Source organism: Streptomyces sp. NPDC088553 (assembly GCF_044752965.1).
Taxonomy (GTDB): Bacteria; Actinomycetota; Actinomycetes; order Streptomycetales; family Streptomycetaceae; genus Streptomyces.
The window spans coordinates 289,643-315,369 of the sequence record NZ_JBIVMG010000006.1; the positions used below are offsets into that span (position 1 = coordinate 289,643).

At 73.2% G+C, this 25,727-nt stretch carries 25 protein-coding genes; 16 read left to right on the top strand and 9 right to left on the bottom strand.

The genetic code is table 11. The features are described 5' to 3' along the window. The first annotated feature begins 20 nt into the window (after window positions 1–20). The 4 genes from ACIP8Z_RS21925 (at window position 21) to ACIP8Z_RS21940 (ending at window position 3,922) form a co-directional block, all read left to right on the top strand. Window positions 21–680 (top strand): response regulator, encoded by a 660-nt coding sequence (locus tag ACIP8Z_RS21925; RefSeq protein WP_383856715.1) that lies wholly within the window; start codon window positions 21–23, stop codon window positions 678–680. A gap of 187 nt (window positions 681–867) precedes the next feature. Beyond that, entirely contained in the window at window positions 868–2,355 is a 1,488-nt protein-coding gene (locus tag ACIP8Z_RS21930; RefSeq protein WP_402085791.1) for a DUF2252 domain-containing protein, read from the top strand. A 256-nt stretch (window positions 2,356–2,611) separates the two neighbouring features. After that, window positions 2,612–3,520, top strand: coding sequence for a hypothetical protein (locus tag ACIP8Z_RS21935; protein ID WP_402086521.1), 909 nt, complete (start codon window positions 2,612–2,614; stop codon window positions 3,518–3,520). 57 nt (window positions 3,521–3,577) lie between these two features. After that, window positions 3,578–3,922 (top strand): rhodanese-like domain-containing protein, encoded by a 345-nt coding sequence (locus tag ACIP8Z_RS21940; RefSeq protein WP_319315446.1) that lies wholly within the window; start codon window positions 3,578–3,580, stop codon window positions 3,920–3,922. 37 nt (window positions 3,923–3,959) lie between these two features. Here the strand turns inward: ACIP8Z_RS21940 and ACIP8Z_RS21945 are convergent, their stop codons facing one another. From ACIP8Z_RS21945 to paaA, 6 genes are all read right to left on the bottom strand, one after another. Then, on the bottom strand, window positions 3,960–5,093 hold the full coding sequence (locus tag ACIP8Z_RS21945) for an acyl-CoA dehydrogenase family protein (RefSeq protein WP_402085794.1): 1,134 nt from the start codon (window positions 5,091–5,093) through the stop codon (window positions 3,960–3,962). Window positions 5,094–5,214: 121 nt separating this feature from the next. Next, window positions 5,215–6,318, bottom strand: a complete 1,104-nt coding sequence (locus ACIP8Z_RS21950) for a 2Fe-2S iron-sulfur cluster-binding protein (protein ID WP_402085796.1) — start codon at window positions 6,316–6,318, stop codon at window positions 5,215–5,217. Continuing rightward, window positions 6,319–6,816, bottom strand: coding sequence for a 1,2-phenylacetyl-CoA epoxidase subunit PaaD (gene paaD, locus ACIP8Z_RS21955; RefSeq protein WP_319315454.1), 498 nt, complete (start codon window positions 6,814–6,816; stop codon window positions 6,319–6,321). Continuing rightward, entirely contained in the window at window positions 6,810–7,550 is a 741-nt protein-coding gene (gene paaC, locus ACIP8Z_RS21960; protein ID WP_402085799.1) for a 1,2-phenylacetyl-CoA epoxidase subunit PaaC, read from the bottom strand. The genes paaD and paaC overlap by 7 nt, the downstream gene beginning before the upstream one ends. Continuing rightward, entirely contained in the window at window positions 7,547–7,834 is a 288-nt protein-coding gene (paaB, locus tag ACIP8Z_RS21965) for a 1,2-phenylacetyl-CoA epoxidase subunit PaaB (RefSeq protein WP_015034815.1), read from the bottom strand. Before paaB ends, paaC begins: the two co-directional genes overlap by 4 nt. Then, entirely contained in the window at window positions 7,831–8,862 is a 1,032-nt protein-coding gene (gene paaA, locus ACIP8Z_RS21970) for a 1,2-phenylacetyl-CoA epoxidase subunit PaaA (protein ID WP_402085800.1), read from the bottom strand. The genes paaB and paaA overlap by 4 nt, the downstream gene beginning before the upstream one ends. Before the next feature lie 133 nt (window positions 8,863–8,995). On the opposite strand from paaA, the gene ACIP8Z_RS21975 reads away from it, so the two are divergent. From ACIP8Z_RS21975 to ACIP8Z_RS21985, 3 genes are read left to right on the top strand one after another with little or no spacing between them, the layout of a single operon-like run. After that, window positions 8,996–9,715, top strand: coding sequence for a DUF5819 family protein (locus ACIP8Z_RS21975; RefSeq protein ID WP_402085803.1), 720 nt, complete (start codon window positions 8,996–8,998; stop codon window positions 9,713–9,715). After that, window positions 9,712–10,968, top strand: a complete 1,257-nt coding sequence (locus ACIP8Z_RS21980) for an HTTM domain-containing protein (RefSeq protein ID WP_402085805.1) — start codon at window positions 9,712–9,714, stop codon at window positions 10,966–10,968. Before ACIP8Z_RS21975 ends, ACIP8Z_RS21980 begins: the two co-directional genes overlap by 4 nt. After that, entirely contained in the window at window positions 10,965–11,642 is a 678-nt protein-coding gene (locus ACIP8Z_RS21985; RefSeq protein ID WP_402085807.1) for a TrmH family RNA methyltransferase, read from the top strand. Before ACIP8Z_RS21980 ends, ACIP8Z_RS21985 begins: the two co-directional genes overlap by 4 nt. A 59-nt stretch (window positions 11,643–11,701) precedes the next feature. Here ACIP8Z_RS21985 and paaN read toward each other — a convergent pair whose 3' ends face one another. Continuing rightward, window positions 11,702–13,399, bottom strand: coding sequence for a phenylacetic acid degradation protein PaaN (paaN, locus tag ACIP8Z_RS21990; RefSeq protein ID WP_402085809.1), 1,698 nt, complete (start codon window positions 13,397–13,399; stop codon window positions 11,702–11,704). 124 nt (window positions 13,400–13,523) lie between these two features. Between paaN and ACIP8Z_RS21995 the strand changes: the two genes are divergently transcribed. Both ACIP8Z_RS21995 and ACIP8Z_RS22000 read left to right on the top strand, forming a co-directional pair. Then, the gene (locus tag ACIP8Z_RS21995) at window positions 13,524–15,131 is read left to right on the top strand and encodes a 3-hydroxyacyl-CoA dehydrogenase (RefSeq protein WP_402085811.1); all 1,608 of its coding nucleotides are present in this window, start codon (window positions 13,524–13,526) and stop codon (window positions 15,129–15,131) included. Continuing rightward, window positions 15,128–15,721 carry a TetR/AcrR family transcriptional regulator gene (locus ACIP8Z_RS22000; protein ID WP_402085812.1) on the top strand — a complete coding sequence of 198 codons (594 nt, stop codon included), beginning with the start codon at window positions 15,128–15,130 and terminating at the stop codon, window positions 15,719–15,721. Before ACIP8Z_RS21995 ends, ACIP8Z_RS22000 begins: the two co-directional genes overlap by 4 nt. 58 nt (window positions 15,722–15,779) lie before the next feature. Here the strand turns inward: ACIP8Z_RS22000 and ACIP8Z_RS22005 are convergent, their stop codons facing one another. Further along, a complete protein-coding gene (locus tag ACIP8Z_RS22005; RefSeq protein ID WP_402085813.1) occupies window positions 15,780–16,382 on the bottom strand; it encodes an Lrp/AsnC family transcriptional regulator in 603 nt (200 codons plus the stop codon). Window positions 16,383–16,559: 177 nt separating this feature from the next. Between ACIP8Z_RS22005 and pdhA the strand changes: the two genes are divergently transcribed. The 7 genes from pdhA (at window position 16,560) to ACIP8Z_RS22040 (ending at window position 24,788) form a co-directional block, all read left to right on the top strand. Further along, the gene (gene pdhA, locus ACIP8Z_RS22010; protein ID WP_402085815.1) at window positions 16,560–17,720 is read left to right on the top strand and encodes a pyruvate dehydrogenase (acetyl-transferring) E1 component subunit alpha; all 1,161 of its coding nucleotides are present in this window, start codon (window positions 16,560–16,562) and stop codon (window positions 17,718–17,720) included. Beyond that, window positions 17,720–18,784, top strand: a complete 1,065-nt coding sequence (locus tag ACIP8Z_RS22015) for an alpha-ketoacid dehydrogenase subunit beta (protein ID WP_402085816.1) — start codon at window positions 17,720–17,722, stop codon at window positions 18,782–18,784. The genes pdhA and ACIP8Z_RS22015 overlap by 1 nt, the downstream gene beginning before the upstream one ends. Then, complete coding sequence (locus tag ACIP8Z_RS22020; protein ID WP_402085818.1) at window positions 18,784–20,190, top strand: dihydrolipoamide acetyltransferase family protein; 1,407 nt, start codon at window positions 18,784–18,786, stop codon at window positions 20,188–20,190. Before ACIP8Z_RS22015 ends, ACIP8Z_RS22020 begins: the two co-directional genes overlap by 1 nt. A gap of 188 nt (window positions 20,191–20,378) precedes the next feature. Continuing rightward, the gene (locus tag ACIP8Z_RS22025) at window positions 20,379–21,254 is read left to right on the top strand and encodes an NTP transferase domain-containing protein (protein ID WP_402085820.1); all 876 of its coding nucleotides are present in this window, start codon (window positions 20,379–20,381) and stop codon (window positions 21,252–21,254) included. Continuing rightward, complete coding sequence (locus ACIP8Z_RS22030; RefSeq protein WP_402085822.1) at window positions 21,251–22,672, top strand: molybdopterin molybdotransferase MoeA; 1,422 nt, start codon at window positions 21,251–21,253, stop codon at window positions 22,670–22,672. Before ACIP8Z_RS22025 ends, ACIP8Z_RS22030 begins: the two co-directional genes overlap by 4 nt. 20 nt (window positions 22,673–22,692) lie before the next feature. Next, entirely contained in the window at window positions 22,693–23,754 is a 1,062-nt protein-coding gene (locus ACIP8Z_RS22035; RefSeq protein WP_319316478.1) for a potassium channel family protein, read from the top strand. Window positions 23,755–23,801: 47 nt separating this feature from the next. Next, a complete protein-coding gene (locus ACIP8Z_RS22040; protein WP_402085823.1) occupies window positions 23,802–24,788 on the top strand; it encodes an NAD(P)H-quinone oxidoreductase in 987 nt (328 codons plus the stop codon). 328 nt (window positions 24,789–25,116) lie between these two features. Here ACIP8Z_RS22040 and ACIP8Z_RS22045 read toward each other — a convergent pair whose 3' ends face one another. Beyond that, window positions 25,117–25,662 carry a bacterial proteasome activator family protein gene (locus tag ACIP8Z_RS22045; RefSeq protein WP_402085826.1) on the bottom strand — a complete coding sequence of 182 codons (546 nt, stop codon included), beginning with the start codon at window positions 25,660–25,662 and terminating at the stop codon, window positions 25,117–25,119. Window positions 25,663–25,727: the final 65 nt, after the last annotated feature.

The window sequence follows — 25,727 nt, forward strand, 5'->3', positions numbered from 1 at the left end:
CGGAGCCGTGGGGAGTAGCTGTGGCAGGGCAGCCCATCAGGGTCGTGATCGCCGACGACGAGCCGCTGATCAGGGCCGGGATCCGGATGATCCTCACGTCCGACCCGGAGATCGAGGTCGTCGCCGAGGCCGCCAACGGCCGGGAGGCGGTCGAGGCGACACGGGCGCACGCCGCCGACGTGGTGCTGCTCGACATCCAGATGCCGGTGCTCGACGGCCTCTCCGCGCTGCCGGAGCTGCGCCGGGCGGCGCCGGCGGCCCGGGTGATCGTCCTGACGACGTTCGGGGAGCGGGACAACGTCCTGCGGACCCTGGAGCACGGGGGCGCCGGGTTCCTGCTGAAGGACACGGCACCCGCGGAGCTGATCCGGGCCGTACGGGCCGCCGCGGCCGGCGACGCGTATCTGTCACCGGCGGCGACCCGGCACGTCGTGGAGCGGCTCGCCACGGGCCGGGAGGCGGCCCGCGCCGAGGAGGCGCGGGGGCGGGTCGCGGGCCTGAGCGAGAAGGAGCGCGATGTGCTGGCGCTGCTCGGCGAAGGGCTCTCCAACGCGGACGCGGGAAAGCGGCTGCACATGAGCGAGGCCACGGTGAAGACGTATGTGAGCCGGATCCTCGCCAAGCTGGACTGCGAGAACCGCGTCCAGGCGGCACTGCTCGCCCGGGACGCGGGGCTGTAGGAGGAGCGGGCCGAGGCGCGCCGCTGGTGGGGGCGGCGAGCGGGGTGGAGGAGGAGCCGGAGGAGGGGCCGTCACCGTCCGAGGAGTTGTCCACAGGCCCTTGTCCACAGGGGGAGACGACCACTCGGATGCGGCGGTACCGTCAGGCCGGATGATGTTGGACTTTCGTATCGGGGGAGGGCAGGCCATGGACGACAACCAGGTCGTCGTGCCAGGACAGCACGGCACGGACGGAGCACCAGAAGGCGGGTCGGACGGCATGCGCGTGCCGCACGTGCCGGGCTTCGCCCGCCGCACCGCCGTCCCCGGCGGGGCCGCCGGGGACGCGGCCTCCCCCAAGGAGCGCGGCAAGGCCCTGCGCGAGCGCGTCCCGCGCTCCTCCCACCGGCAGCCCGCCCTCGCAGCCGACCGGCCCGACGCCGTCCGCGCCGTCGAGGAGTCGAACCGGGATCGCGTCCCCGAACTCGCGCCGATCCGGGTCGGCAGGATGGCGGCCAGCCCCTTCACTTTCCTGCGCGGAGCCGCCGGGCTCATGGCCCAGGACCTCGCCGGCACCCCCGTCACCGGGATCGCCGCCCAGCTGTGCGGTGACGCCCACGCGGCCAACTTCGGGCTCTACGGAGACGCGCGCGGCCGACTCGTCATGGACCTCAACGACTTCGACGAGACCGTCGTCGGCCCCTGGGAATGGGACCTCAAGCGGCTCGCCACCTCCCTCGTCCTCGTCGGCCGGGAAGCGGGCGCGAGCGAGGACGTGTGCCGGGCCGCCGCCTTCGACACCGTCGGCACCTACCGGCGCACCATGCGGCTGCTCGCCCGGCTCCCCGCCCTCGACGCGTGGAACGCCATCGCCGACGAGGAACTCGTCTCCCACACCGACGCCCGTGACCTCCTCGGCACCCTGGAACGGGTCTCCGCCAAGGCCCGCAACAACACCAGCGCCCGGTTCGCCGCCCGCTCCACCGAGGCCGTCCCCGACGCCGAGGGCGGCGGCCGCCGCTTCGTGGACGCTCCCCCGGTCCTGCGCAGGGTTCCGGACGCCGAGGCGGCCGCCGTCGCCGTCTCCCTCGGCCCCTACCTGGAGACCGTGTCCGAGGACCGGCTGCCGCTCCTCGCGCGGTACGCCGTCCACGACGTCGCCTTCCGGGTCGTCGGCACCGGCAGCGTCGGTACCCGTTCCTATGTCGTGCTGCTCCTCGACCACCGGGGCGAGGCACTTGTCCTCCAGGTGAAGGAGGCCCGTCCGTCCGCCCTGCTGCCCCATCTGCCGACCGCCGGATTCACCGTGCCGGACCCCGGCCACGAAGGCCGGCGCGTGGTGCTCGGGCAGAAGCGGATGCAGGTCGTGAGCGACATCCTGCTCGGATGGACCACCGTGGAAGGGCGCCCCTTCCAGGTGCGCCAGTTCCGCAACCGCAAGGGCAGCGTCGATCCCTCCGCACTCACCGTGGACCAGGTCGACGACTACGGCCGGATGACCGGGGCCCTGCTCGCCCGCGCCCACGCCCACAGCGCCGACCCGCGCCTGATAGCGGGGTACTGCGGGAAGAACGAGGAGTTCGACGAGGCCGTCGCCGCGTTCGCCGTCTCCTACGCGGACCGCACCACCGCCGACCACGCCGACCTGCTCACCGCCGTCCGAGCGGGCCGTATCGCGGCGGAACTGGGCGTCTGACCGACGCCCCGAGAATGCCGGAGGCCGCGCGGTCGCGACGCCGCGGCGCGGGGAACACAGGCGTGGCGGCCTGCTGCCCCCGTCCGGGGCACGACCCCTGCGGCGAGGGGACCACAGGCGTGGCGGCCTGCTGCCCCCGTCCGGGGCACGAGGGGGAGGGTGGGGAGGGGGAGGGGAGGGGGGAGGCCCCCTCGGAAGGACCGTAGGCTGGGTGGGACGAGCCGGAACGAGGACGTGGGCGGGCGTAGACGTGAGCGTGCACCAGGGTGCGAACGAGGGCCCCGAGAGCGAGCGGCCTCAGGACGAGCCGTCCCGGAGCGAGTCGCCGCAGCAGGAGCCGGGCCGGGGCGAGGCGTCTGCGAGCGGGGTGCCGCTGGCCGAGCAGCGGGACGAGCGGCCTGAGGCGCGGCTTGAGCGGGCTGTGCGGGTGGCCGAGCAGGCGTTGATCGAGTTCGAGATCGCCGTCGAGACCTTCCGCGTCGAGGTGGACAACTTCTCGCGGCTGCACCACCAGAAGCTCGGCCCGATGTACGCGCGGCTCGACGAGCTCGACGCGCGGATCGCCGAGGCGCGGGCGGCACGGACCGGTGACCCCGAGGACCTGCGGCGTGCGCAGGAGGCGCGGGCCGCGGTCATGCCGATGCCCGGGGTGGACGAGCTGTTCCACGACTGGATCGACTCCGACGGCTTCTCCCCCGAGGCCGAGGCCATGCTCACCGACCGTCCGGTGCGGCCGCCGAAGCGGGTCCGCCCCAACGAGGAGGTCCGCAGGCTCTACCGGGAGCTGGCCCGCAAGGCCCACCCCGACCTGGCCCGCGAGGAGGACGAGCGGAAGCGGCGCGAGGAGTTCATCACGCGGGTGAACGCCGCCTACGCCCGCGGCGACGAAGCCGCCCTCCGCGAGCTGTCCGCCGAGTGGGAGGCCGGTCCCGTGCCGGCCGAGGAGCGGCTCAGCGAGAGCGAGGAGCTGTACGCGCGCCTCGAGTGGCTGGCGCAGCGCAAGGACATGCTGTCGACGCTGGCGCGCGAGCTGGAGGAGAGCGCGATCGGCGCGATGCTGCGGATGGCGCCGGAGGACCCCGACCGTCTCCTGGAGGAGATCGCGGAGCAGCTGCTCGCGCAGGTCTCCGAGCGGGAGAGCGAGCTGGCCGGGCTGGTGCAGTAGGTTTTTCCGTGCGCTCGAGACTCATCGGGCGGTACTGATCGAGAGAAGGCCGGTCCCATGAATTTCTCCCCTCTGCCCTCGGTGGACGCGGCGTCCGTGCCGGCCGATGCCCTGGTGCTGGACGTCAGGGAGGACGACGAGTGGGCGGCCGGGCATGTCGAGGGCGCGCTGCACGTGCCGATGAGCGACTTCGTCGCCCGCTTCGGTGAGGTGACCGAGGCGGTGGCCGAGCGCGGTCGCGCGTACGTGATGTGCCGGGTGGGTGGTCGGTCGGCGCAGGTCACGCAGTATCTGGTGCAGCAGGGCTTCGACGCGGTGAACGTCGACGGCGGAATGCTCGCCTGGGACGGTGCCGGGCGTCCGATGGTGACGGGTACCGGAAACCCGGCTTTCGTTCTCTGACGTTCCCCGGGCCCGTGCCGGCCGGCTTCGGCGGGTCTCAGTCGAGGGGGTGGGCGGCCAGGAGGTCGCCCAGGGCGTCCTCGTGGGCCGCGGCGGGGCCGAGCGACAGCTCCAGGTGTTTGGCCCAGGCGTGGAAGCGGTGCAGCGGGTAGTCGGTGTCGGCGCCGAAGCCGCCGTGCAGATGCTGAGCGGTCTGCACGACGCGTCGTACGCCTTCGGAGGCCCAGATCTTCGCGACGGCGATGTCCCCTTCGGCGGGGAGGGCCGCTTCGGCTCCGCTGGACAGACGCCATGCCGCCTGCCAGAGGGTGACCTCCATGGCGCGCAGGTCGATGTAGCGGTCGGCGGTCTGGACGGCGACGGCCTGGAAAGTGGCGACGGGGTGGCCGAACTGTTCGCGTTTTCCGGTGTATTGGCTCGTCATGGTGAGGACGGCCTCGCCGAGGCCGAGGGCGAGCGCGCAGGTGCCGGTGGTGAGGAGTCCGCGCAGCCAGTCCCAGGCGCCTTCGGTGTCGATGACGTCGGTGCTGTCGAGGCGGACGGCGTCGAGCCGTAGTTCCGCGAGGAGTTCGCCGCTGGTGGAGTACTGCGCGGTGAGGGTCAGTCCGTCGTGGGTGCGGGGCAGCAGGGCGAGGACGGTGGCGCCGTCGGGGGTGTGTGCCGGTACGGCGATGATGTCGGCGCCGTGGGCCCAGGGGACGGCGGTCTGCAGGCCGTCGAGGATCCAGTCGGTGCCGTCGCGGCGTGCGGTGACGGCGCGTTCGGCGGGGTCGTGGCCGGTGCGTCCCTGGGAGGCTGCGGTGAGGACGAGTTCGCCGCGGCTCACGCGGGGGAGGAGTCCGGCGGCCGTCTCCGGGGGTGCGTACCGCTCGATGGTCATGGCGAGGGCGCTGGTCTCCAGGAGGGGGACGCGGGCCAGGACGCGGGCCGATTCGCGCAGGACGAGGCAGAGGGCGACGGGGTCGAGCCCGCCGCCGCCGTGTTCCGGGGACACCACGAGGCCGAGGAGGTCGGCGGCGGCGAGGTGGGACCAGAGCGGTCGGTCGAGGTCCTCGGACACGGCGCCCGGGGTGAGGGCGGGGCTCGGTACCGCGTCGGGCGTGACGCCCGAGAAGACCGCCTTGGCGGCCTCGACGGCCGCCTGCTGCTCTTCGGTGAAGGTGAAGTCCACTGCCCTGCCCTCCCGTTGTGCCCCTGCTGGTCCTGACGGTTCGTCAAGATAGAACAGGTTCTAGTGGAAGGGAATGGCGGCGCCACAGTTGGCTCGGGGTGTGGCGCCGGCTTCTCCTGGGTCAGCGGTCGAAGTCCAGCTCCACGTCCGGGGTGACCGGGTGGGACTGACAGGCCAGGACGTATCCGGCGTCGGTCTCCTCCGGTTCCAGCGCGAAGTTGCGGTCCATCCGCACCTCTCCGCCGACGAGGAAGGCACGGCAGGTGCCGCACACTCCGCCCTTGCAGGCGTACGGGGCGTCCGCGCGGGAGCGGAGCACCGTGTCGAGGAGGGTCTCGCCGCGGTCCACCGGCCAGGTGCCGGACCGGCCGTGCAGGGTCGCGGTCAGCGTGGCGTGCGCGGGGGTGTCGGCGGTGGCGACCGGGGCGGGCGCGGAGCCGTCGTCGACGTGGAAGATCTCCTGGTGGATGCGGGCGCGATCGACCTTGAGGCCGCGCAGGGCCTGCTCGGCACCCTGGACGAGCCCGAACGGGCCGCAGAGGAACCAGCCGTCGATGGCCTCGACGGGCAGCAGCGAGGGCAGGAGCGCGGCGAGCCGCTCGCGGTCGAGCCGGCCGGACGGCAGGCCCGCCTGCTGCTCCTCCCGGGAGAGGACGGTGACCAGCTGGAAGCGGTCGGGGTAGCGGTCCTTCAGGTCGGCGACCTCGTCGAGGAACATGGTGGACGCGGCGGTGCGGTCGCTGCGGATCAGGCAGAACCGGGCTTCGGGCTCGCGGGCGAGCAGGGTGGCCGCGATCGACAGGACCGGGGTGATGCCGCTGCCGCCGACGACGGCCGCGAAGTGGCCGGGGCGCGGGGCGAGGGAGAAGCGGCCCATCGGTTCCATGACCTCGACGAGGTCGCCGACGGCCAGCTCCTTGAGTGCGTACGTCGAGAAGGCGCCGCCGTCGACGAGCCGGATGCCGACGCGCAGGACGGGTTCCTCGCCGGCCGGGGTGGCGGGGGCGCAGATCGAGTAGGTGCGCCGGATCTCCTCCCCGTGCTCGCCGGTGCGGCGCAGGGCGAGGTGCTGGCCGGGGAGGTGCCGGTAGGTGTCGTGGAGCTCGGGCGGGACGGCGAAGGTGACCGCCACGGAGTCGTCCGTGAGCTGCTCGACCTCGCTCACCCTGAGGGGATGGAACCCGGCCCGTCCGCCGGCCCGGGCGCCCACGCCTGAGGACTCCATCTACAGCTCCTTGAAGTGGTCGAACGGTTCGAGGCAGGCGGTGCAGCGGCGCAGGGCCTTGCACGCGGTGGAGGAGAAGCGACTGAGGAGTTCGGTGTCGGTGGAGCCGCAGTTCGGGCAGCGGATCGCCAGGGTCAGCGGTATCGGGCCGCCGGCCGGGCCTTGGGGGCGCGGTGGGGCGACGCCGAACTCGGCGAGCTTGCGGCGCCCTTCCTCGCTGATGTCGTCGGTGGACCAGGCGGGGGCGAGGACCGTGACGACGGAGACGTCGGGCACTCCGTGCTCGTGGAGTGCGCGCTCGATGTCCGAGGACATGGTCTCGACGGCGGGGCAGCCCGTGTACGTCGGGGTGAGGGCGACCTCGACCTTGCCGGGTCCGGTGACGTGGACGCCGCGCAGGACGCCGAGCTCCGCCAGGGTGAGGACGGGCAGTTCGGGGTCGAGGACGGCGCCGGCGATCCGGCTCAGCTCCTCCTCCAGGGCCGTCATGGTCACCATGACGCTCCCGGGTGGCTGCGGTGGAGGTGCTGCATCTCGGCGATCATCCGTCCGAACGACTCGGTGTGCAGCCCCTGCCGGCCGGCGCCCGCGGCCCAGGCGCCGGTGCGCGGTCCCTCGGGCACGGTGAGCGTGGCCCGGCCGAGGACGTCGGTGACCGAGGCCAGCCAGGCGCTCTCCATGGCAGCGTGGTCCACGTCGATTCCTTCGACGGGCTGGAACAGTTCGCCCGTGTACCGCCAGAGGGCGTCGCAGGCGTGCTGCATGCGGCGGTGGCTCTCGTCGGTGCCGTCGCCGAGGCGCAGCGTCCAGTGCTCGGCGTGGTCCTGGTGGTAGGCGACCTCCTTGACGGCCTTGGCCGCGAGGCCGGCGAAGGGCCCGTCGCCGGAGGCCAGCTGCCCGTACAGAAGGTGCTGGTAGGTGGAGAAGTAGAGCTGCCGGGCGATGGTGTGGGCGAAGTCGCCGTTGGGCTGTTCGGCCAGCTGGGTGTTCCGGAAGGAGCGCTCTTCGCGGAGGTACGCCAGTTCGTCCTCGTCGCCGACGAGGGAGAGCAGGACGCGGGCCTGGCCGAGGAGGTCGAGTGCGATGTTGGCCAGGGCGACCTCCTCCTCCAGGACGGGGGCGGAGCCCGCCCACTCTCCCAGGCGGTGAGAGAGGACGAGGGCGTCGTCGCCGAGGGCGAGGGCGGCGCCGGTGATCACGGCGGCCTCGTTCGTGGCCGGGGTGGTGCTCACAGGTGCTTCACCCCCTCCGGGATCTCGTAGAACGTCGGGTGGCGGTAGGGCTTGTCCGCGGCCGGCTCGAAGAACGGGTCCTTCTCGTCGGGCGAGGAGGCGGTGATCTCCGTGGAGGGCACGACCCAGATCGAGACGCCCTCGCTCCTGCGGGTGTACAGGTCACGGGCGTTGCGCAGGGCCATCTCCGCGTCGGGGGCGTGGAGACTGCCCGCGTGGGTGTGGGACAGTCCGCGGCGGGAGCGCACGAACACCTCCCACAGCGGCCAACCGTCGCTCGTCATGCCTGTGCCTCCCCGTGCTTGCCGGTGTGCTGGTGCTGCTCGCCGTGGTGCTTGTCGACGCGGTGCTTCTCCGCGTGGGCCGCCGCGGCCTCTCTGACCCAGGCGCCGTCCTCGTGGGCCTGGCGCCGGCGGCTGAGCCGCTGCTCGTTGCAGGGGCCGTTGCCCTTGAGGACGTCCCAGAACTCGGTCCAGTCGATGGCGCCGAAGTCGTAGTGTCCGCGCTCCTCGTTCCACCGGAGGTCGGGGTCGGGGAGGGTGAGTCCGAGGGCCTCGGCCTGGGGCACGGCGATGTCGACGAAGCGCTGTCGCAGTTCGTCGTTGGAGTGCCGCTTGATCTTCCAGGCCATCGCCTGGGCGGTGTGGGTGGACTCGTCGTCCGGCGGGCCGAACATCATCAGGGAGGGCCACCACCAGCGGTCCACGGCGTCCTGCGCCATGGCGTGCTGGGCCTCGGTGCCACGGGAGAGGGCGAGCAGTGCCTCGTATCCCTGGCGCTGGTGGAAGGACTCCTCCTTGCAGACCCTGACCATCGCGCGGGCGTACGGCCCGTAGGAGCAGCGGCAGAGGGGGACCTGGTTGGTGATCGCGGCGCCGTCCACCAGCCAGCCGATCGCGCCGACGTCGGCCCAGGTCAGTGTGGGGTAGTTGAAGATCGAGGAGTACTTCTGGCGGCCCGAGTGGAGCTTGTCGAGCAGCTCGTCGCGGCTGGTGCCGAGGGTTTCCGCCGCGCTGTACAGGTACAGGCCGTGGCCGGCCTCGTCCTGGACCTTGGCCATGAGGATCGCCTTGCGCCGCAGCGAGGGCGCGCGGGTGATCCAGTTCGCCTCCGGCTGCATGCCGATGATCTCGGAGTGGGCGTGCTGCGCGATCTGCCGGACGAGCGAGGCGCGATAGGCCTCGGGCATCCAGTCGCGCGGCTCGATCCGCTCGTCGGCGGCCACTGCGGCGTCGAACACGGCCTCGTAGGCGGCCTGCTCCGCCGCCACGGCCGCGTCCGACACGCCGGGCGTGCCCGTGGTCTCTGCCATCCCTGCCGTCACTGCGGTCATCGGACTCCCTACCGACCGATCGTTCGGTTGAATAGCTTCAATGGTGAGTCGGCGGCCCGTATGGTGTCAACCCTGTGGATAACCGAGGTGGGCCGATCGAGATCGGGGCGGGATGGACGCGTACGTCGAAAAAGGCGCCGCTGACGCGGACGACGGCCGTCCGACGCCCCCGTCGGGCACCGGGATCATGGCCCTGTCGATGCCCTACCAGGTCGTCCTCGCCGTGGCCCTCGCCGTCGCCGGGGTCTTCGCGTGCGTCCATCTGGCGATGGTGTTCCTGCACGTCGCGCCGTCCAACACGCTGACCAAGCGGCACGGCCAGGCCGTCGACGACTGGGTCTATCCCGAGTTCGAACAGAACTGGAAGCTCTTCGCGCCCAACCCGCTCCAGCAGAACGTCTCCGTCGAGGTCCGGGCCGAACTTGCCGCCGCCGACGGCAGTCGCCGCACCACCGGCTGGATCGACCTCACCGCGCAGGACGCCGAGGCGATCCGGCACAACCCGATGCCCAGCCACGCCCAGCAGAACGAGCTCCGGCGGGCCGTGGACTTCTATCTCAACTCGCACTCCGACGACCACACCCCCAACGGGATGCGCGGCCTTCTCTCGGAGGAGTACATGCGCCGGATCGCGATGCTCCGCCTCGCGGACCGGTCCGGTGACGTGCGGCGCGTCCAGCTGCGCACCGTCACCCGGGCGGTCCCCGCCCCCGCGTGGAGCTCCGAGAAGACCGACACCGCCCCCTCCTACCGCGACTTCCCGTGGTGGCCGGTCACCGAAGCCGACCGGCCCGCCGGTGCCGACAGAAGCCGCACGGAGGCGGGCCGGTGAGCACTCCCATCCCTCCCGCCCCCACGCCCGCGCGTGGCCGGGCCCGCGAGCCCTTCGACCGTCGGCTCGCGCGCGCCGTCCAGGCCGTCACGGGCCGTTCCCTCGGCCCGTACCAGACCGCGATCGTGCGGATCGGCTTCTCGCTGACCTGGCTGGTCTTCCTGCTGCGCGAGCTGCCGTTCCGGCACGAGCTGTACGGCCCCGACGGCCCCTGGTCCTGGGAGATGGCCCGCCGGCTGATCGCCGACAACCGGTCCTTCACCGTGCTCATGTGGTCGGACGGCCGGCTCTGGTTCGAGCTCGTCTACGGGCTCGCCGTGCTCTCGGCCGTACTGCTCCTGCTCGGCTGGCGCACCCGCGCCGTGTCGGTGGTCTTCATGGCCGGCGTGCTCTCGCTGCAGAACCGGTCCGTCTTCGTCGGCGACGGCGGCGACAACGTCCTCCACCTCGCCGCGATCTACCTCGTGCTGACCCGCTGCTCCCAGGTGTGGTCCCTCGACGCCCGGCGGGCCGCCCGCGAGGCCCGCGCCGCGGCCGCCGGTGAGCCCCCGCGCCACGATCGCGTCGGTCCCCTCCTGTGGACGGTGCTCGGCGGTTTCCTCCTCGCCACCACCTGGTTCAGCCAGGTCACCGGCGAGTGGTGGCTGCCGGTGCTGCTGTGGGTCCTGTGGCTGGGGAACGGCCTGTGGTGGCTGGTGTGCCGGTTCGCGCCCGGGGAGCCGCGCACCCTGCTCGACGCCCTCGCGCACCTCGCGCACAACGCCGCCCTCGTCGTGATCATGGCGGAGGTCTGCCTGATCTACGCCACGGCCGGCTGGTACAAGATCCAGGGCTCGCGCTGGCAGGACGGCACCGCGCTGTTCTACCCGCTCCACCTCGACTACTTCACACCCTGGCCCGCCCTCTCCGAGCTGCTCGGGACCAGCGGGGTCATGGTGATGCTGCTGACCTACGGCACGGTGATCGTGCAGGTCGCCTTCCCGTTCACGCTCTTCCACCGCAAGGTCAAGAACGTCCTGCTCGTCGCGATGATGCTGGAGCACGCCGGGATCGCGGTGCTCCTCGGGCTGCCGGTCTTCTCGCTCGCGATGATCTCCGCCGACGCCGTGTTCCTGCCGACGCCGTTCCTGGTGGCGCTCGGAGCCCGGGTCGTACGGGGCAGGGAACGGCTGTGGCGGCGGACGCCCGCCGGGGCGGTGCCCGAGCAGCGCCGTACGGGTGAGGAGCACGGTCCCCGTACCCTCGTCGGGTGAGCACCACCGAAGAGACGGCAGCGCCCGAGGCGTCGGAGCCGGTCCAGTACGACGAGGGTTTCGGCACCGAGATCGGCGTCGGTCCGCACCCCGAGCCGTGGCCCGAGGGCGAGCGGTACGACCCCGAGCTGCTCGCCGGGGGCGACCGGCGCAATGTCGTGGACCGCTACCGGTACTGGACGCGGGAGGCGGTCGTCGCCGACCTGGACACCCGGCGGCACGACTTCCACGTGGCCGTGGAGAACTGGGGCCACGACTTCAACATCGGTTCGGTGGTACGGACGGCCAACGCGTTCCTGGCGAAGGAGGTCCACATCGTGGGCCGGCGGCGCTGGAACCGGCGCGGAGCCATGGTCACCGACCGCTACCAGCACGTCCGGCACCACCCGGACACCGCGTCGCTGACCTCGTGGGCGGCGGCCGAGGGCATCCCGGTCATCGGCATCGACAACCTGCCGGGCGCCGTACCGCTGGAGCGGACCGTGCTGCCCCGCCGCTGTGTGCTGCTCTTCGGGCAGGAGGGCCCCGGGCTCACCGAGGAGGCCCGCGCCCATGTGGAGAGGGTCTGCTCGATCGCCCAGTTCGGCTCGACCCGCTCGATCAACGCGGGAGCGGCCGCCGCCATCGCCATGCACGTGTGGGTCCAGCGCTACGCGGAGATCGAGACCCCCTAGACGCGAGGGCCCCGGGGGAGCCGCGTGGAGGCCCCTGGGGGCCTCCACGAGGGTCTGTCTCAGGCCTGGCGGCGGACCTCCACCACCCGGAAGCGGTTGGAGACGAAGGCGCCGTCGCACAGCGCCGCGTTCGCCGCCGGGTTGCCGCCGGAGCCGTGGAAGTCGGAGAACGCGGCGGTCTGGTTCACATAGACCCCGCCCGTGAGGTTCAGCGACAGCTGCGCCGACTCCTCCAGGCAGACCTCCTCCACCGCGCGCTCGACGTCCGACGAGGTCGTGTAGGCCCCGACCGTCATCGCGCCCTTCTCGCGGACCGTGCGCCGGAGCAGCTCCAGGGCGTCGGCGGTGGAGTCCACCGAGACGGCGAAGGAGACCGGGCCGAAGCACTCCGAGAAGTACGCAGCCTGGGCGTCCGGCTTGGAGCCGTCCAGCTTCACGAGGACCGGCGTACGGACCACCGCGTCCGGGTACTCCGGGTTGACGACCTCGCGGGAGGCGAGCGCCACCTCGCCGAGGCCCGAGGCGGCCTCCAGGCGCGCCTTAACGTCCGGGTTGACCAGGGCGCCCAGCAGACCGTTCGCCCGGGCGTCGTCGCCGAGCAGACCGCCGACCGCCGCGGCGAGGTCGGCGACCACCTCGTCGTACGACTTGGGGCCCTGGTCGGTGGTGATGCCGTCGCGGGGGATCAGCAGGTTCTGCGGGGTGGTGCACATCTGGCCGCTGTACAGGGACAGCGAGAAGGCCAGGTTGGCGAGCATCCCCTTGTAGTTGTCGGTGGAGTCGACCACCACCGTGTTGACGCCGGCCTTCTCGGTGTAGACCTGCGCCTGGCGGGCGTTGGCCTCCAGCCAGTCGCCGAAGGCGGTCGAGCCGGTGTAGTCGATGATCCGGATCTCGGGGCGCACGGCCAGGGCCTTGGCGATGCCCTCGCCCGGCCGCTCCACGGCGAGCGCGACCAGGTTCGGGTCGAAGCCGGACTCGGCGAGCACCTCACGGGCTACCCGCACGGTCAGCGCGAGCGGGAGCACCGCGCGCGGGTGCGGCTTGACCAGGACCGGGTTGCCGGTGGCGAGGGAGGCGAACAGGCCCGGGTAGCCGTTCCACGTGGGGAAGGTGTTGCAGCCGATGACCAGGGCGATGCCGCGGCCGACCGGGGTGAACTCCTTGCTCAGCTCCAGGGGGTCGCGCTTGCCCTGCGGCTTGGACCAGTCGGCCCGTCCGGCGGGGGTGCGGGTCTGCTCCGCGTAGGCGTACGCCACGGCTTCGAGGCCGCGGTCCTGGGCGTGCGGGCCGCCGGCCTGGAACGCCATCATGAACGCCTGGCCGCTGGTGTGCATGACGGCGTGGGCGAACTCGTGGGTGCGGGCGGAGATCCGGGCGAGGATCTCCAGGCAGACCAGGGCGCGGGTCTCGGCCCCGGCGTCGCGCCAGGCACCCATGCCCGCGCGCATCGCGGGGAGCAGGACGTCGATGTCGGCGTGCGGGTACTCGATGCCGAGCTCGGGGCCGTACGGCGAGGTCTCGCCTCCGGTCCAGCCGTCCGTGCCGGGCTGGTCGAGCTCGAAGCGGGTGTTCAGCACGGCCTGGTGGGCGGCGAGACCGGCCGCCGCGTCGAGCGAGCCGTCCTCCCCGTACGCCTTCGGGTGCTCGGGATACGGCGACCAGTAGGCACGGGTCCGGATGGTGTCGAGCGCCTGGTCGAGCGTGGACCGGTGCTTCTCGGCCAGACGGTCGGTGGTCGGCAGAACGGTGGCCATGGGTGGACCAACTCCTCGTCGAGCTGGGCAGGGAGACACGTACGGAGTTAGAGTAACCGAACGATCGGTCGGGACAAGGGGGCCTGTCGATCCTGTGGAAAACCCATCGGGGAGGATCACTCCTATGAGCGCCAACGTGACCGTCAGGGGGAGCGACGACGTGACCGCCAGTGAGCCTGCCGCCGCCGTGGAAGCATCCGAAGCCGCCGCCGGAGGGGCCCCGGGCCCCGTCGGTCGGGACCGGGCCGTCGCCGTCGTCGGCACCGGCACCATGGGCCAGGGCATCGCCCAGGTCGCGCTGGTCGCCGGCCACCCCGTGCGGCTCTACGACAGCGCCCCCGGCCGCGCCGAGGAGGCCGTGGCCGCCCTCACCGCACGCCTCGACCGCCTCGTCGAGAAGGGGCGCCTCGACGCCACCGCGCGCGAGGCGGCCGTCGGACGCCTGTACGCCGCCCAGGACCTCGCGGAGCTCGCGGACGCGGCGCTCGTCGTCGAGGCGATCGTCGAGCTGCTGCCCGTCAAGCAGCAGCTCTTCGCCGACCTGGAGAAGGTCGTGGGCGACGACACCGTCCTCGCCACCAACACCTCCTCGCTCTCCGTCACCGCCATCGCGGGAGGCCTGCGGCTGCCCGGCCGGTTCGTCGGACTGCACTTCTTCAACCCGGCGCCGCTGCTCCCCCTCGTCGAGGTCGTCAGCGGCTTCGCCACCGAGCCGGACGTCGCCACGCGCGCGTACGAGACGGTGAGGGGCTGGGGCAAGACGCCGGTGCGCTGCGCGGACACCCCCGGTTTCATCGTGAACCGGGTCGCCCGCCCCTTCTACGCGGAGGCGCTGCGGGTCTTCGAGGAGGGCGCGGCCGACCCGGCCACCATCGACGCGGCCCTGCGCGAGTGCGGCGGCTTCAGGATGGGCCCGTTCGAGCTGACCGACCTCATCGGCCAGGACGTGAACGAGGCCGTCACCCGGTCCGTCTGGGACTCCTTCCACCAGGACCCGAAGTTCACGCCCTCGCTCGCGCAGCGGCGGCTCGTGGAGTCGGGGCGCCTCGGCCGCAAGACGGGCCAGGGCTGGTTCTCGTACGCGGAAGGCGCCGAGCGGCCCGAGCCGCACGCGGCGGCGCCGGCGGAGGCGCCGAAGAGGATCGTCGTACGGGGCGACCTCGGGCCCGCGGAGCCGCTGATCGGGCTCTTCGAGGAGGCCGGGATCACCGTCCGGCGCAAGGGCGGCAACGGCTACATCCTGCTGCCCGGCGGTGGGAAGCTCGGCCTCGTCGACGGCGAGACCTCCTTCGAGTACGACACCGACGAGATCATCTACTTCGACCTGGCGCTCGACTACGCGCGCGCGTCCCGGATCGTGCTCTCCACCCGGGAGGGGACCTCGGACGAGACGCTCGCGGAGGCGGTCGGTCTCTTCCAGGCGCTCGGCAAGCAGGTGTCCGTGATCGGCGACGTGCCGGGCATGATCGTCGGCCGTACGGTCGCCATGCTGGCCGACCTCGCCGCCGACGCCGTCGACCGGGGCGTCGCCACCGCCGAGGACGTGGACACGGCCATGCGGCTCGGGGTCAACTATCCGGCCGGCCCGCTGGAGTGGGCAGGAAACGTGGGCCACGCGCGCGTGAGGGACCTCCTCGCCGCGATGCACGACCGCTACCCCACGGGCCGGTACGCGCCGAGCCTGGCCACGGTCCGCCGGGGGTACGCCGAGGACGCGGAGGACTCCCGATGACCACCGCCAAGCGCGACACCTACACCCCCGAGACGCTGCTCTCGGTGGCCGTGCGGGTCTTCAACGAGCGCGGCTACGACGGCACGTCCATGGAGCACCTCTCCAAGGCGGCCGGGATCTCCAAGTCGTCGATCTACCACCATGTGGCCGGCAAGGAGGAGCTGCTGCGGCGGGCGGTCAGCCGGGCGCTCGACGGGCTCTTCGCGATCCTCGACGAGCCGGACGCGGGGCGCGGCCGGGCCGTCGAGCGGGTCGAGTACGTCACGCGCCGCACGGTCGAGGTGCTGATCGCGGAGCTTCCGTACGTGACGCTGCTGCTGCGGGTGCGCGGCAACACCGGCACCGAGCGGTGGGCCATGGAGCGGCGGCGCGAGTTCGACCACAAGGTGGCCGATCTGCTCAAGGCGGCCGCCGAGGAGGGCGATCTGCGGGCCGATGTGGACATCCGGCTCGCGACCCGGCTGCTCTTCGGGATGATCAACTCGCTGGTGGAGTGGTACCGGCCGCATCCGGACGCGACGGTGGAGCGCGAGCAGCTCGCCGAGACCGTCGCGCACCTGGCGTTCGACGGGCTCAGGACGGCCCGCTGAAGGGCTCGGACAGCTGACGGGAGGGCGGCCCCCTGCCGGGGCCGCCCTCTCGTCGTCGTCAGGCGTGCGGATCCGTGTTGAGGTCCGTCTCCTCGAAGACCAGCAGCGTGCGTGTGGACAGCACCTCGGGGATCGCCTGGATCCGGGTGAGCACCAGCTCGCGCAGCGTCCGGTTGTCCGGCGTGTGCACCAGCAGCAGGACGTCGAAATCGCCGCTGACCAGTGCGATGTGCGTGGCCCCCGGCAGTGCGCCGAGCTGCTCGCGGACCGTGCGCCAGGAGTTCTGGACGATCTTGAGCGTGATGTAGGCGGAGGCGCCGTGGCCCGCCCGCTCGTGGTTGACCCGGGCGCTGAAGCCGCGGATCACCCCGTCGTCGATGAGCCGGTTGATGCGCGCGTAGGCGTTGGCCCGGGAGACGTGCACCCGCTCGGCGACGGAGCGTACCGAGGCGCGACCGTCCGTTTGCAGCAGTCGCAGGATGTCCCGGTCGATCGCGTCCAGCGGGCGTGCCGGAAGGGCGCCCGTCGGCGTGCCGATCGGGGCGCTCAGGGCCTCGCCGGGCACCTCGCTCCCGGTCCCGCGGAGCGCGCCGCCCGGGTCGCCGCCCGTGTCGTCGCCCGGAGCCCCGCTCCGGTCGACGGCCATTTGTTCATCCGCCATGTCCCCCCGCCTCTCTCCGGTGGACGACCTGTACTCATCCCAGGCTGTGGAGAACCGTTTGTCCACAGGCTGCAGGTGCCTGTAGCCAAAATGCCTCCACGACCGAACAATCGGTAGGTGAGGCGCGCCACACTCGCGCCACCCGCCTTCGGGTCTTATGCCCGCTCCCACGAGGAGGTGGACTCGTTGCAACAGCGCAGTTCGACAGTCCAAGAGCCGCCCGGTGCCGTTCCCGCCTACCGGCCGGCCCCGCCGCCGGCGTGGCAGCCGCGTACCGACCCCGCCCCGCTGCTGCCCGACACCGAGCCGCTGCGCGTGCTCGGCACGGACGCCGTGGCCGACGCCGACCCCGCGCTGCTGCTCCGGCTCTACGCGGAGCTGATCCGCGGCCGCCGGTACAACACGCAGGCCACCGCCCTCACCAAGCAGGGCCGCCTCGCCGTGTACCCGTCCACCCACGGCCAGGAGGCGTGCGAGATCGCCGCCGCCCTCGCTCTGGAGGAGCGGGACTGGCTCTTCCCCTCGTACCGCGACACCCTGGCCGCGGTCGCCCGGGGCCTCGACCCCGTGCAGGCCCTGACCCTGCTGCGCGGCGACTGGCACACCGGGTACGACCCGCACGAGCACCGCATCGCGCCGCTCTCCACGCCGCTGGCTACCCAGCTCCCGCACGCGGTGGGCCTCGCCCACGCCGCCCGGCTCAAGGGCGACGACGTCGTCGCGCTCGCCATGGTCGGCGACGGCGGCACCAGTGAGGGCGACTTCCACGAGGCGCTGAACTTCGCGGCCGTCTGGCAGGCCCCCGTGGTCTTCCTCGTGCAGAACAACGGCTTCGCGATCTCCGTACCGCTCGCCAAGCAGACCGCCGCCCCGTCCCTGGCCCACAAGGCCGTCGGATACGGGATGCCCGGCCGGCTCGTCGACGGCAACGACGCGATCGCCGTCCACCAGGTGCTCACCGAGGCCGTGGCCCGCGCGCGGCGCGGCGGCGGCCCCACCCTCGTCGAGGCGATCACGTACCGGATCGACGCCCACACCAACGCCGACGACGCCACCCGCTACCGCGCGGCCGGCGAGGTCGAGACCTGGCGGGCGCACGACCCGATCCTGATCCTCGAACGGGAACTGACGGAGCGCGGCCTGCTCGACGAGGACGGCAGGCGCACGGCGGCCGAGGCCGCCGAGACGATGGCCGCGGAGCTGCGCGAGCGGATGAACGCCGACCCGGTACTGAACCCGATGGACCTCTTCTCGCACGTGTACGCGGAGCAGACCACGCAGCTGCGGGAACAGGCGGCGCAGCTGCGCGCCGAGCTCGAAGCCGAGGGTGAGGCGTGATGACGACGGCGACGACCGGATCCACGGCGGGCAGGACCGCCGGGGCCGCCGGCAAGGGCGGCGGGGCCGGGAAGGCCAAGCCCGCCACGATGGCGCAGGCGCTCCAGCGCGCCATGCGCGACGCGATGGCCGAAGACCCCACCGTCCATGTGATGGGCGAGGACGTCGGCACCCTCGGCGGGGTCTTCCGGGTCACCGACGGGCTCGCGAAGGAGTTCGGCGAGGACCGCTGCACCGACACCCCGCTGGCCGAGGCCGGCATCCTCGGCGCGGCCGTCGGCATGGCCATGTACGGCCTGCGGCCGGTCGTCGAGATGCAGTTCGACGCGTTCGCCTACCCGGCGTTCGAGCAGCTGCTCTCCCACGTGGCGAAGATGCGGAACCGGACGCGCGGCGCGATGCCGATGCCGATCGTCATCCGCGTCCCGTACGGCGGCGGGATCGGCGGCGTCGAGCACCACAGCGACTCCTCCGAGGCCTATTACATGGCCACCCCGGGACTCCATGTCGTCACCCCGGCCACCGTCGAGGACGCCTACGGGCTGCTGCGCGCGGCCATCACCTCCGACGACCCGGTGGTCTTCCTGGAGCCCAAGCGGCTCTACTGGTCCAAGTCCGACTGGTCCCCCGAGGCGCCCGCGGCCGTGGAGCCGATCGGCAAGGCCGTGGTGCGACGGCAGGGCACCGGGGCCACGCTGATCACCTACGGCCCCTCCGTGCCCGTCTGTCTGGAGGCGGCGGAGGCCGCGCAGGCCGAGGGCTGGGACCTGGAGGTCGTCGACCTGCGCTCGCTCGTCCCCTTCGACGACGAGACGGTCTGCGCCTCGGTGCGGCGCACCGGCCGCGCGGTCGTCGTCCACGAGTCGACGGGCTTCGGCGGCCCCGGCGCGGAGATCGCCGCGCGCGTCACCGAGCGCTGCTTCCACCACCTGGAGGCGCCGGTGCTGCGGGTCGCGGGCTTCGACATCCCGTACCCGCCGCCGATGCTGGAACGGCACCATCTGCCGGGCGTCGACCGGGTCCTGGACGCGGTGGCGCGACTGCAGTGGGAGGCGGGAAGCTGATGGCACAGGTGCTCGAGTTCAAGCTGCCCGACCTCGGTGAGGGACTCACCGAGGCGGAGATCGTCCGCTGGCTGGTCGCCGTCGGCGACGTCGTCGCCATCGACCAGCCGGTCGTCGAGGTCGAGACGGCCAAGGCCATGGTCGAGGTGCCCTGCCCGTACGGCGGTGTCGTCACCGCCCGGTACGGCGAGGAGGGCACCGAACTGCCCGTCGGCGCGCCGCTCCTGACGGTCGCGGTGGGTGGCACGGGCGCGCCGGAGGAGCTCGCGGAGGCGGCTCCGGGAGCCGCCCCCACGGTGGGGGAGACCGCCGCCGAGTCCGCCGTGTCGTCCGAGTACTCGGGCAATGTGCTCGTCGGGTACGGCACGGCCGGGCCCGCCGCCCGGCGCCGCCGGGTACGGCACGAGAGCCACGCCGTGCCGAAGGCCCCCGCGCCCGCCCCGGCCGCGGCCCCGACCGCGGTGGCCGCTCCGGCTCCCGCCGCCGTGGCCGGCTCGGTTCACGACGGCCCGGTGCCGGTCATCTCGCCGCTGGTGCGGAAGCTGGCCAGGGACCGGGGGCTCGACCTGCGCGAGGTGCGCGGATCGGGGCCCGAGGGCCTGATCCTGCGGGCCGACGTGGAGCTGGCCATCGCGTCCCAGGAGCGGCCCGTCGCCGCCCCGGCCGCCGCGCCCGCTCCCGCGCTTGCTCCGGCGCCCTCTCCGGCGGTCGCTTCGGCCGGTGAGCGGGTGCCGCTCCGCGGGGTCCGCGGCGCCGTCGCGGACAAGCTGTCGCGCAGCCGTACGGAGATCCCGGACGCCACCTGCTGGGTGGACGCCGACGCGACCGAGCTGATGGCCGCGCGCGCCGCGATGAACGCGGCGGGCGGGCCGAAGATCTCCCTGCTCGCGCTCCTCGCCCGGATCTGCGTCCACGCCCTGGCGCGGTTCCCCGAGCTCAACTCCACCGTGGACATGGCGGCCCGGGAGATCGTCCGGCTGCCGGCCGTGCACCTCGGCTTCGCCGCCCAGACCCCGCGCGGACTGGTCGTCCCCGTGGTGAAGGACGCGGGGACCCGGACGGCCGAGTCGCTGACGGCGGAGTTCGCCCGGCTGACGGAGGCCGCACGGGAGTCGGCGCTCACCCCGGCCGATCTGACGGGGGGCACCTTCACCCTGAACAACTACGGGGTGTTCGGGGTCGACGGCTCCACGCCGATCATCAACCACCCCGAGGCCGCGATGCTCGGCGTCGGCCGGATCATCCCGAAACCCTGGGTCCACCAGGGTGAACTGGCCGTACGTCAGGTGGTGCAGCTCTCGCTCACCTTCGACCACCGGGTCTGCGACGGCGGCACGGCGGGCGGCTTCCTGCGGTACGTGGCGGACTGCGTCGAGCAGCCCGCGGTCCTGCTCCGCACGCTCTGACGCCGGGCGCTCCGGCGGGACCTGCCCGGTTCCGCCGGAGCCGCCTGGCTCGCCGGGCCGGCCCGGTCCCGCCGGACCTGCTCCCGGTTCCGCGGGAGCCGCCTCCGGACTGGGCTCCGGACCCGTCCGCCGTCCGTTCCGCGAGACGCGCCCGACGGCGGGAAGGGGCGGCGGACCATACTGCTGGGGTGACCACCCCACATGACGCCGTCGTACTCGCCGGAGGCGCCGCCCAGCGACTCGGCGGTGCCGACAAGCCCGGCGTACGGGTCGGAGGCCGGGCGCTCCTCGACCGGGTCCTCGCCGCGTGCCGCGGCGCGGGCCGGACCGTGGTCGTCGGCGATTCCCGTCCGACCGTCCACCCCGTCCGCTGGACCAGGGAGGACCCGCCCGGCGGAGGGCCGCTCGCCGCCCTCGACGCGGGGGTGCGCGCCGGAGTCGGGGAGACCGGGGCCGACGTTCTGCTCGTCCTCTCCGCCGACCTGCCCTTCCTCGACGAGGGCACCGTCCACCGGCTGCTCGGCGCACTCGCCGACGCCCCCGACGCCGAGGCCGCGCTCCTCACCGACGCCGGGGGAAGGGACCAGCCGCTCGTCGCCGCCTACCGAGTGGCCCCGCTCCGCCGGGAGTTGGCGCGGATCACCGAGGAGCGCGGCACCCTCGCCGGCGGCCCGCTGCGGCGGCTCACCGGCGCACTGCGCCTCACCCGGGTCGCCGCCGGGCCCCTCGCCTCCTTCGACTGCGACACCTGGGAGGACATCGCCACGGCCCGGGCCCGCATCAGGGAGCATGGGACCGTGCTGGATGAATGGATCACCGCAGTCAAGGACGAACTGGGCATCGAGCTGGACGTCGACACCGGCGTACTGCTCGATCTGGCCCGCGACGCCGCTCATGGAGTGGCCCGCCCCGCCGCACCCCTGACCACCTTCCTGGTCGGCTACGCGGCGGCGCGCGCGGGCGGCGAGAGCGGCGAGGGCGGTCCCGAGGCGGTCGCCGAGGCAGCCCGCAAGGCCGCAGCGCTGGCCCAGCGCTGGGCCGCCGAGCAGGACGAGGCCGGATGACCCTGAAGGAGCCCCTCCCGGTGGCCCCCGCGACCGACGACGCGCGGGCCGGACAGCCGCACCGGGCCACGGCCTGGCCCGAGGCCCGCGCCGCGGCCGTCCGCGCCGGGGCCTCCGCGCGGGTCGGCCGGGCGCCGCTCGGCGTACCCCTCGGGCAGGCACTCGGCCAGGTCCTGGCCGAGCCGCTGCTCGCCCTCACCGACCTGCCGCCCTTCGACACCTCCGCCATGGACGGCTGGGCGGTCGCGGGTCCCGGCCCCTGGACCGTACGCGCGGAGGGCGCCGTCCTCGCCGGGCAGGCGTCCGCGGCCGTGGCGGCCGACGGCGAGGCCGTACGGATCGCCACCGGCGCCCGCGTCCCCGCCGGGACCACCGCCGTCGTCCGCACCGAGCACTCACGCACCGAGCACTCACGCACCGAGCACTCACGCACCGAGCACTCACGCGAGCGCTCAAGCAACGCGCGCTCACGCACGGAGGACGCGCTGCTGCACCCCCTGCGCGAGGTCGTGCCGGGTCAGGACATCCGGCCCCGGGGCCAGGAGTGCCGGGCCGGCGACGAGCTGCTGCCCGCCGGCACCGTCGTGACCCCCGCCGTACTCGGCCTCGCCGCGGCCGCCGGCTACGACGAGCTCCCCGTACCGCCGCGCCCCCGGGTCGAGATCCTGGTCCTCGGCGACGAGCTGCTCACGGCGGGTCTCCCCCACGACGGCCTGATCCGCGACGCCCTCGGCCCCATGCTCGGCCCGTGGCTCACGGCGCTCGGCGCCGACGTCCTCGCCACCCGCAGGATCGGTGACGACGCGGAGGAGCTGTACGCGGCCGTCGCGGGTTCCGCCGCCGACCTGGTGCTCACGACCGGCGGGACCGCCGCCGGGCCCGTGGACCACGTCCACGGCGTGCTGGACAAGGCCGGCGCGACCCTCCTGGTCGACGGCGTGAAGGTCCGCCCCGGCCACCCGATGCTGCTGGCCCGCCTCGCCGCCGAGCCCGCTCGACCCGAGCCCACACCGTCCGAGCCCGCCCGGCCTCCGCGTGTCCGTCACCTCGTCGGGCTTCCCGGCAACCCGCTCGCGGCCGTCTCCGGGCTTCTGACGTTGGCGCAGCCGCTCCTGGCCGCCCTGACCGCCCCGGCCGTGGCCGCGGCAGAGGCGGCCGCCCCGCCCCGCGTTCCCGTCCAGGACGAGGTGCACGGGCATCCGTACGACACACGGCTCGTCCCGGTCGTCCGCCGTGGTGGACGCGCCGTGCCCCTGCGCTACAACGGACCGGCCATGCTCCGGGGCATCGCCGCCGCCGACGGCCTGGCCGTCGTCCCGCCCGGCGGCGCCCGCCCCGGCCAAGAGTTGGATGTCCTCGACCTTCCCTGGCCGGCGGCCGAGGGGGCCGTACCGGCCCAAGGAGCGTGTTTCACGTGAAACTTCCCAGTCGTGACGTGATGGCCCGCCACGCGGACGAGCGGATCTCCGGACCGCAGATCAAGCTGCCGCGCCGGGAGGTCGAGCGGCCCCTGCGGCAGGTCGGCAAGCGGCTCCTGATGGCCCTCGGCGTGCTGGTGGTGACGGTCCTCATCGTCTACGTCGACCGTGAGGGCTACCACGACAACGCCAACGAGACGCTCGACTTCCTCGACTGCGCCTACTACGCGACCGTCACGCTCTCCACCACCGGATACGGCGACATCGTCCCGTACAGCGACTCGGCGCGGCTCGCCAACATCCTGCTGGTCACGCCCCTGCGCGTGCTGTTTCTGATCATCCTGGTCGGCACCACCCTCGAGGTCCTCACGGAGCGGACCCGCGAGGAGTTCCGGCTGAACCGCTGGAGGTCCACCTTGCGCGACCACACCATCATCGTCGGCTTCGGCACCAAGGGGCGGTCCGCGATCCAGACGCTCTGCGCGACCGGACTCAGCAAGGAGCAGATCGTCATCGTCGATCCCTCCAACAAGGTGATCGAGACGGCGAACGCGGACGGTTTCGTCGGCGTGATCGGCGACGCGACCCGCAGCGACGTCCTGCTCCGCGCCGAGGTGCAGCGGGCCCGGCAGATCGTCATCGCCACTCAGCGCGACGACACGGCCGTCCTGGTCACCCTCACGGCCCGGCAGCTCAACCGGGGCGCGAAGATCGTCGCCGCGGTCCGCGAGGAGGAGAACGCGCCGCTGCTGCGCCAGTCCGGCGCGGACGCGGTCATCACCAGTGCCAGCGCCGCCGGGCGCCTGCTCGGCCTCTCCGTGCTGAGCCCCAGCGCCGGCACGGTGATGGAGGACCTCATCCAGCAGGGCTCCGGCCTGGACCTGGTGGAACGCCCGGTGACCAAGAGCGAGGCCGGGAAGAGCGTGCGGGAGACCGGTGACCTGGTCGTGAGCGTGCTCCGCGGCCACCGGCTGCTGGGTTACGACGATCCCGCGGCCAGCCCGCTCCAGCTCACCGACCGGGTGATCACCATCGTGCGCGCCGCGCCGGTCACCCCGCTCAGGACACCGCCGGAGGACTGAGCCCGCGGCACCGCGCTCCCTGCCGGTGCGGGAGTAGCCTCGCCGCCATGTATGCGATCACGATTCCGGAACCCGGTGGTCCCGAGGCCCTCGTCTGGGCCGAGGTGCCCGATCCCGTACCCGGCGAGGGCGAGGTCCTCGTCGAGGTGGTGGCGAGCGCCGTCAACCGCGCCGATCTGCTCCAGCGCCAGGGCTTCTACGACCCGCCGCCGGGCAGCTCGCCGTACCCCGGCCTGGAGTGCTCGGGCCGGATCGCCGCCCTCGGGCCGGGGGTGTCCGGCTGGGCCGTCGGCGACGAGGTCTGCGCGCTGCTCGCCGGTGGCGGTTACGCGGAGAAGGTCGTCGTCCCCGTGGGGCAGCTGCTCCCGGTGCCGGAGGGCGTCGACCTGACCACGGCGGCGGCGCTCCCGGAGGTCGCCTGCACCGTCTGGTCCAACATCTTCATGATCGCGCACCTGCGGCCGGGCGAGACGCTGCTCGTGCACGGTGGTGCCAGCGGGATCGGCACGATGGCGATCCAGCTGGCGAAGGCCGTCGGGGCGCGGGTCGCGGTCACCGCCGGTGGCCCCGAGAAGCTGGCGCGCTGCGCCGAGCTCGGCGCGGACATCCTGATCGACTACCGCGAGCAGGACTTCGTCGAGGAGCTGGCCAAGGCGACGGACGGGGCGGGGGCGGACGTCATCCTGGACATCGTCGGAGCCAAGTACCTGGAGCGGAACGTGAAGGCGCTGGCCGTGAACGGCCGGCTCGTCGTCATCGGCCTCCAGGGTGGCGTCAAGGGCGAGCTGAACCTCGGGGCGCTGCTCGCGAAGCGCGCCGCCGTCATGGCGACCACGCTGCGCTCCCGCCCGGCGGAGGAGAAGGCGGCGATCGTCGCCGCCGTACGGGAGCACGTCTGGCCGCTGATCGGAGCGGGCACGGTCAGGCCGGTCGTCGACCGGACGCTGCCGCTGGACGGCGCCGCCGAGGGCCACCGGGCGCTGGAGTCCGGCACCCACGTGGGCAAGGTGCTCCTCGTGGCCCCGCAGGCCTGACGGGCACGGCCTCAGTCCCGGCGGGCGGGCACGGCCTTCAGGCCCGGCGGGCGAGGCCCCAGGCCCGGCGGACACGGCCCCAGGCCCGGCGGGCACGGCCTCAAGGCCGGCGGGCACGACGCCAGGCCCGGCGGGCCGGGCTGGCGGGCACGACCCCAGGACCGGCGGGCACGGCCTCAAGGCCGGCGGGCACGACGCCAGGCCCGGCGGGCGAGGTCCTCCCCGCATCGCCCTCGCCTTCCCCGCCGGCCCCGCCCTCCCCCTGCACACGCGTGAGGGGCCCGGCACAGCTCGTGCCGGGCCCCTCACGCGTGTCTTCCGCGGCGGCCTACAGGTACGGCCCCGAGCGGACCGCGTGGCCGTGGCCGCCGTCGTCGTCATCGTCGTGCGACGCACCCGGCGGGAGCGCCCTGCGCATCTGCTCCAGCTGGGCGCGGGCCGCCATCTGCTGGGCGAAGAGCGCCGTCTGGATGCCGTGGAAGAGGCCTTCCAGCCAGCCCACCAGCTGCGCCTGCGCGATGCGCAGCTCCGCCTCGGAGGGGATCGCCTCGTCCGTGAACGGGAGGGAGAGACGCTCCAGCTCCTCGACCAGCTCCGGCGCGAGCCCGTCCTCCAGCTCCTTCACGGAGCTGGCGTGGATGTCCTTGAGCCTGACCCGGCTGGCCTCGTCGAGAGGTGCCGCGCGTACTTCCTCCAGGAGCTGCTTGATCATGCTGCCGATCCGCATGACCTTCGCAGGCTGCTCGACCATTTCCGTCACCGGGACCTCGCGGGGTTCGTCGTCGCCCTGAGTGCCGCCGAGCGCCATCCCGTCCTGTCCCACGATGAGGACCTGGGGGCTCTCCTGCGACCTGTCATTCCTCGGCATCTCCATGCCGCCATTCTCTCGTACACATGCGTCACCACGAGGTGTGCCCCCGCACGAGGGTGATCCACCCT

What these genes read in the sequence shown, in the direction of transcription:
- paaD (WP_319315454.1), bottom strand. Translation starts at nt 6,816, where the DNA reads ATGGTGACCATGACGGCCCTGGAGGAGGAGCTGAGCCGGATCGCCGGC.
- ACIP8Z_RS22035 (WP_319316478.1), top strand. Translation starts at nt 22,693, where the DNA reads ATGGCCCGCCACGCGGACGAGCGGATCTCCGGACCGCAGATCAAGCTG.
- ACIP8Z_RS21930 (WP_402085791.1), top strand. Translation starts at nt 868, where the DNA reads ATGGACGACAACCAGGTCGTCGTGCCAGGACAGCACGGCACGGACGGA.
- paaB (WP_015034815.1), bottom strand. Translation starts at nt 7,834, where the DNA reads ATGACGAGCGACGGTTGGCCGCTGTGGGAGGTGTTCGTGCGCTCCCGC.
- ACIP8Z_RS22045 (WP_402085826.1), bottom strand. Translation starts at nt 25,662, where the DNA reads ATGGAGATGCCGAGGAATGACAGGTCGCAGGAGAGCCCCCAGGTCCTC.
- ACIP8Z_RS21975 (WP_402085803.1), top strand. Translation starts at nt 8,996, where the DNA reads ATGGACGCGTACGTCGAAAAAGGCGCCGCTGACGCGGACGACGGCCGT.
- ACIP8Z_RS22015 (WP_402085816.1), top strand. Translation starts at nt 17,720, where the DNA reads ATGACGACGGCGACGACCGGATCCACGGCGGGCAGGACCGCCGGGGCC.
- ACIP8Z_RS22005 (WP_402085813.1), bottom strand. Translation starts at nt 16,382, where the DNA reads ATGGCGGATGAACAAATGGCCGTCGACCGGAGCGGGGCTCCGGGCGAC.
- paaA (WP_402085800.1), bottom strand. Translation starts at nt 8,862, where the DNA reads ATGGCAGAGACCACGGGCACGCCCGGCGTGTCGGACGCGGCCGTGGCG.
- ACIP8Z_RS21950 (WP_402085796.1), bottom strand. Translation starts at nt 6,318, where the DNA reads ATGGAGTCCTCAGGCGTGGGCGCCCGGGCCGGCGGACGGGCCGGGTTC.
- ACIP8Z_RS21940 (WP_319315446.1), top strand. Translation starts at nt 3,578, where the DNA reads ATGAATTTCTCCCCTCTGCCCTCGGTGGACGCGGCGTCCGTGCCGGCC.
- paaN (WP_402085809.1), bottom strand. Translation starts at nt 13,399, where the DNA reads ATGGCCACCGTTCTGCCGACCACCGACCGTCTGGCCGAGAAGCACCGG.
- ACIP8Z_RS22000 (WP_402085812.1), top strand. Translation starts at nt 15,128, where the DNA reads ATGACCACCGCCAAGCGCGACACCTACACCCCCGAGACGCTGCTCTCG.
- ACIP8Z_RS22040 (WP_402085823.1), top strand. Translation starts at nt 23,802, where the DNA reads ATGTATGCGATCACGATTCCGGAACCCGGTGGTCCCGAGGCCCTCGTC.
- ACIP8Z_RS21995 (WP_402085811.1), top strand. Translation starts at nt 13,524, where the DNA reads ATGAGCGCCAACGTGACCGTCAGGGGGAGCGACGACGTGACCGCCAGT.
- ACIP8Z_RS22020 (WP_402085818.1), top strand. Translation starts at nt 18,784, where the DNA reads ATGGCACAGGTGCTCGAGTTCAAGCTGCCCGACCTCGGTGAGGGACTC.
- ACIP8Z_RS22030 (WP_402085822.1), top strand. Translation starts at nt 21,251, where the DNA reads ATGACCCTGAAGGAGCCCCTCCCGGTGGCCCCCGCGACCGACGACGCG.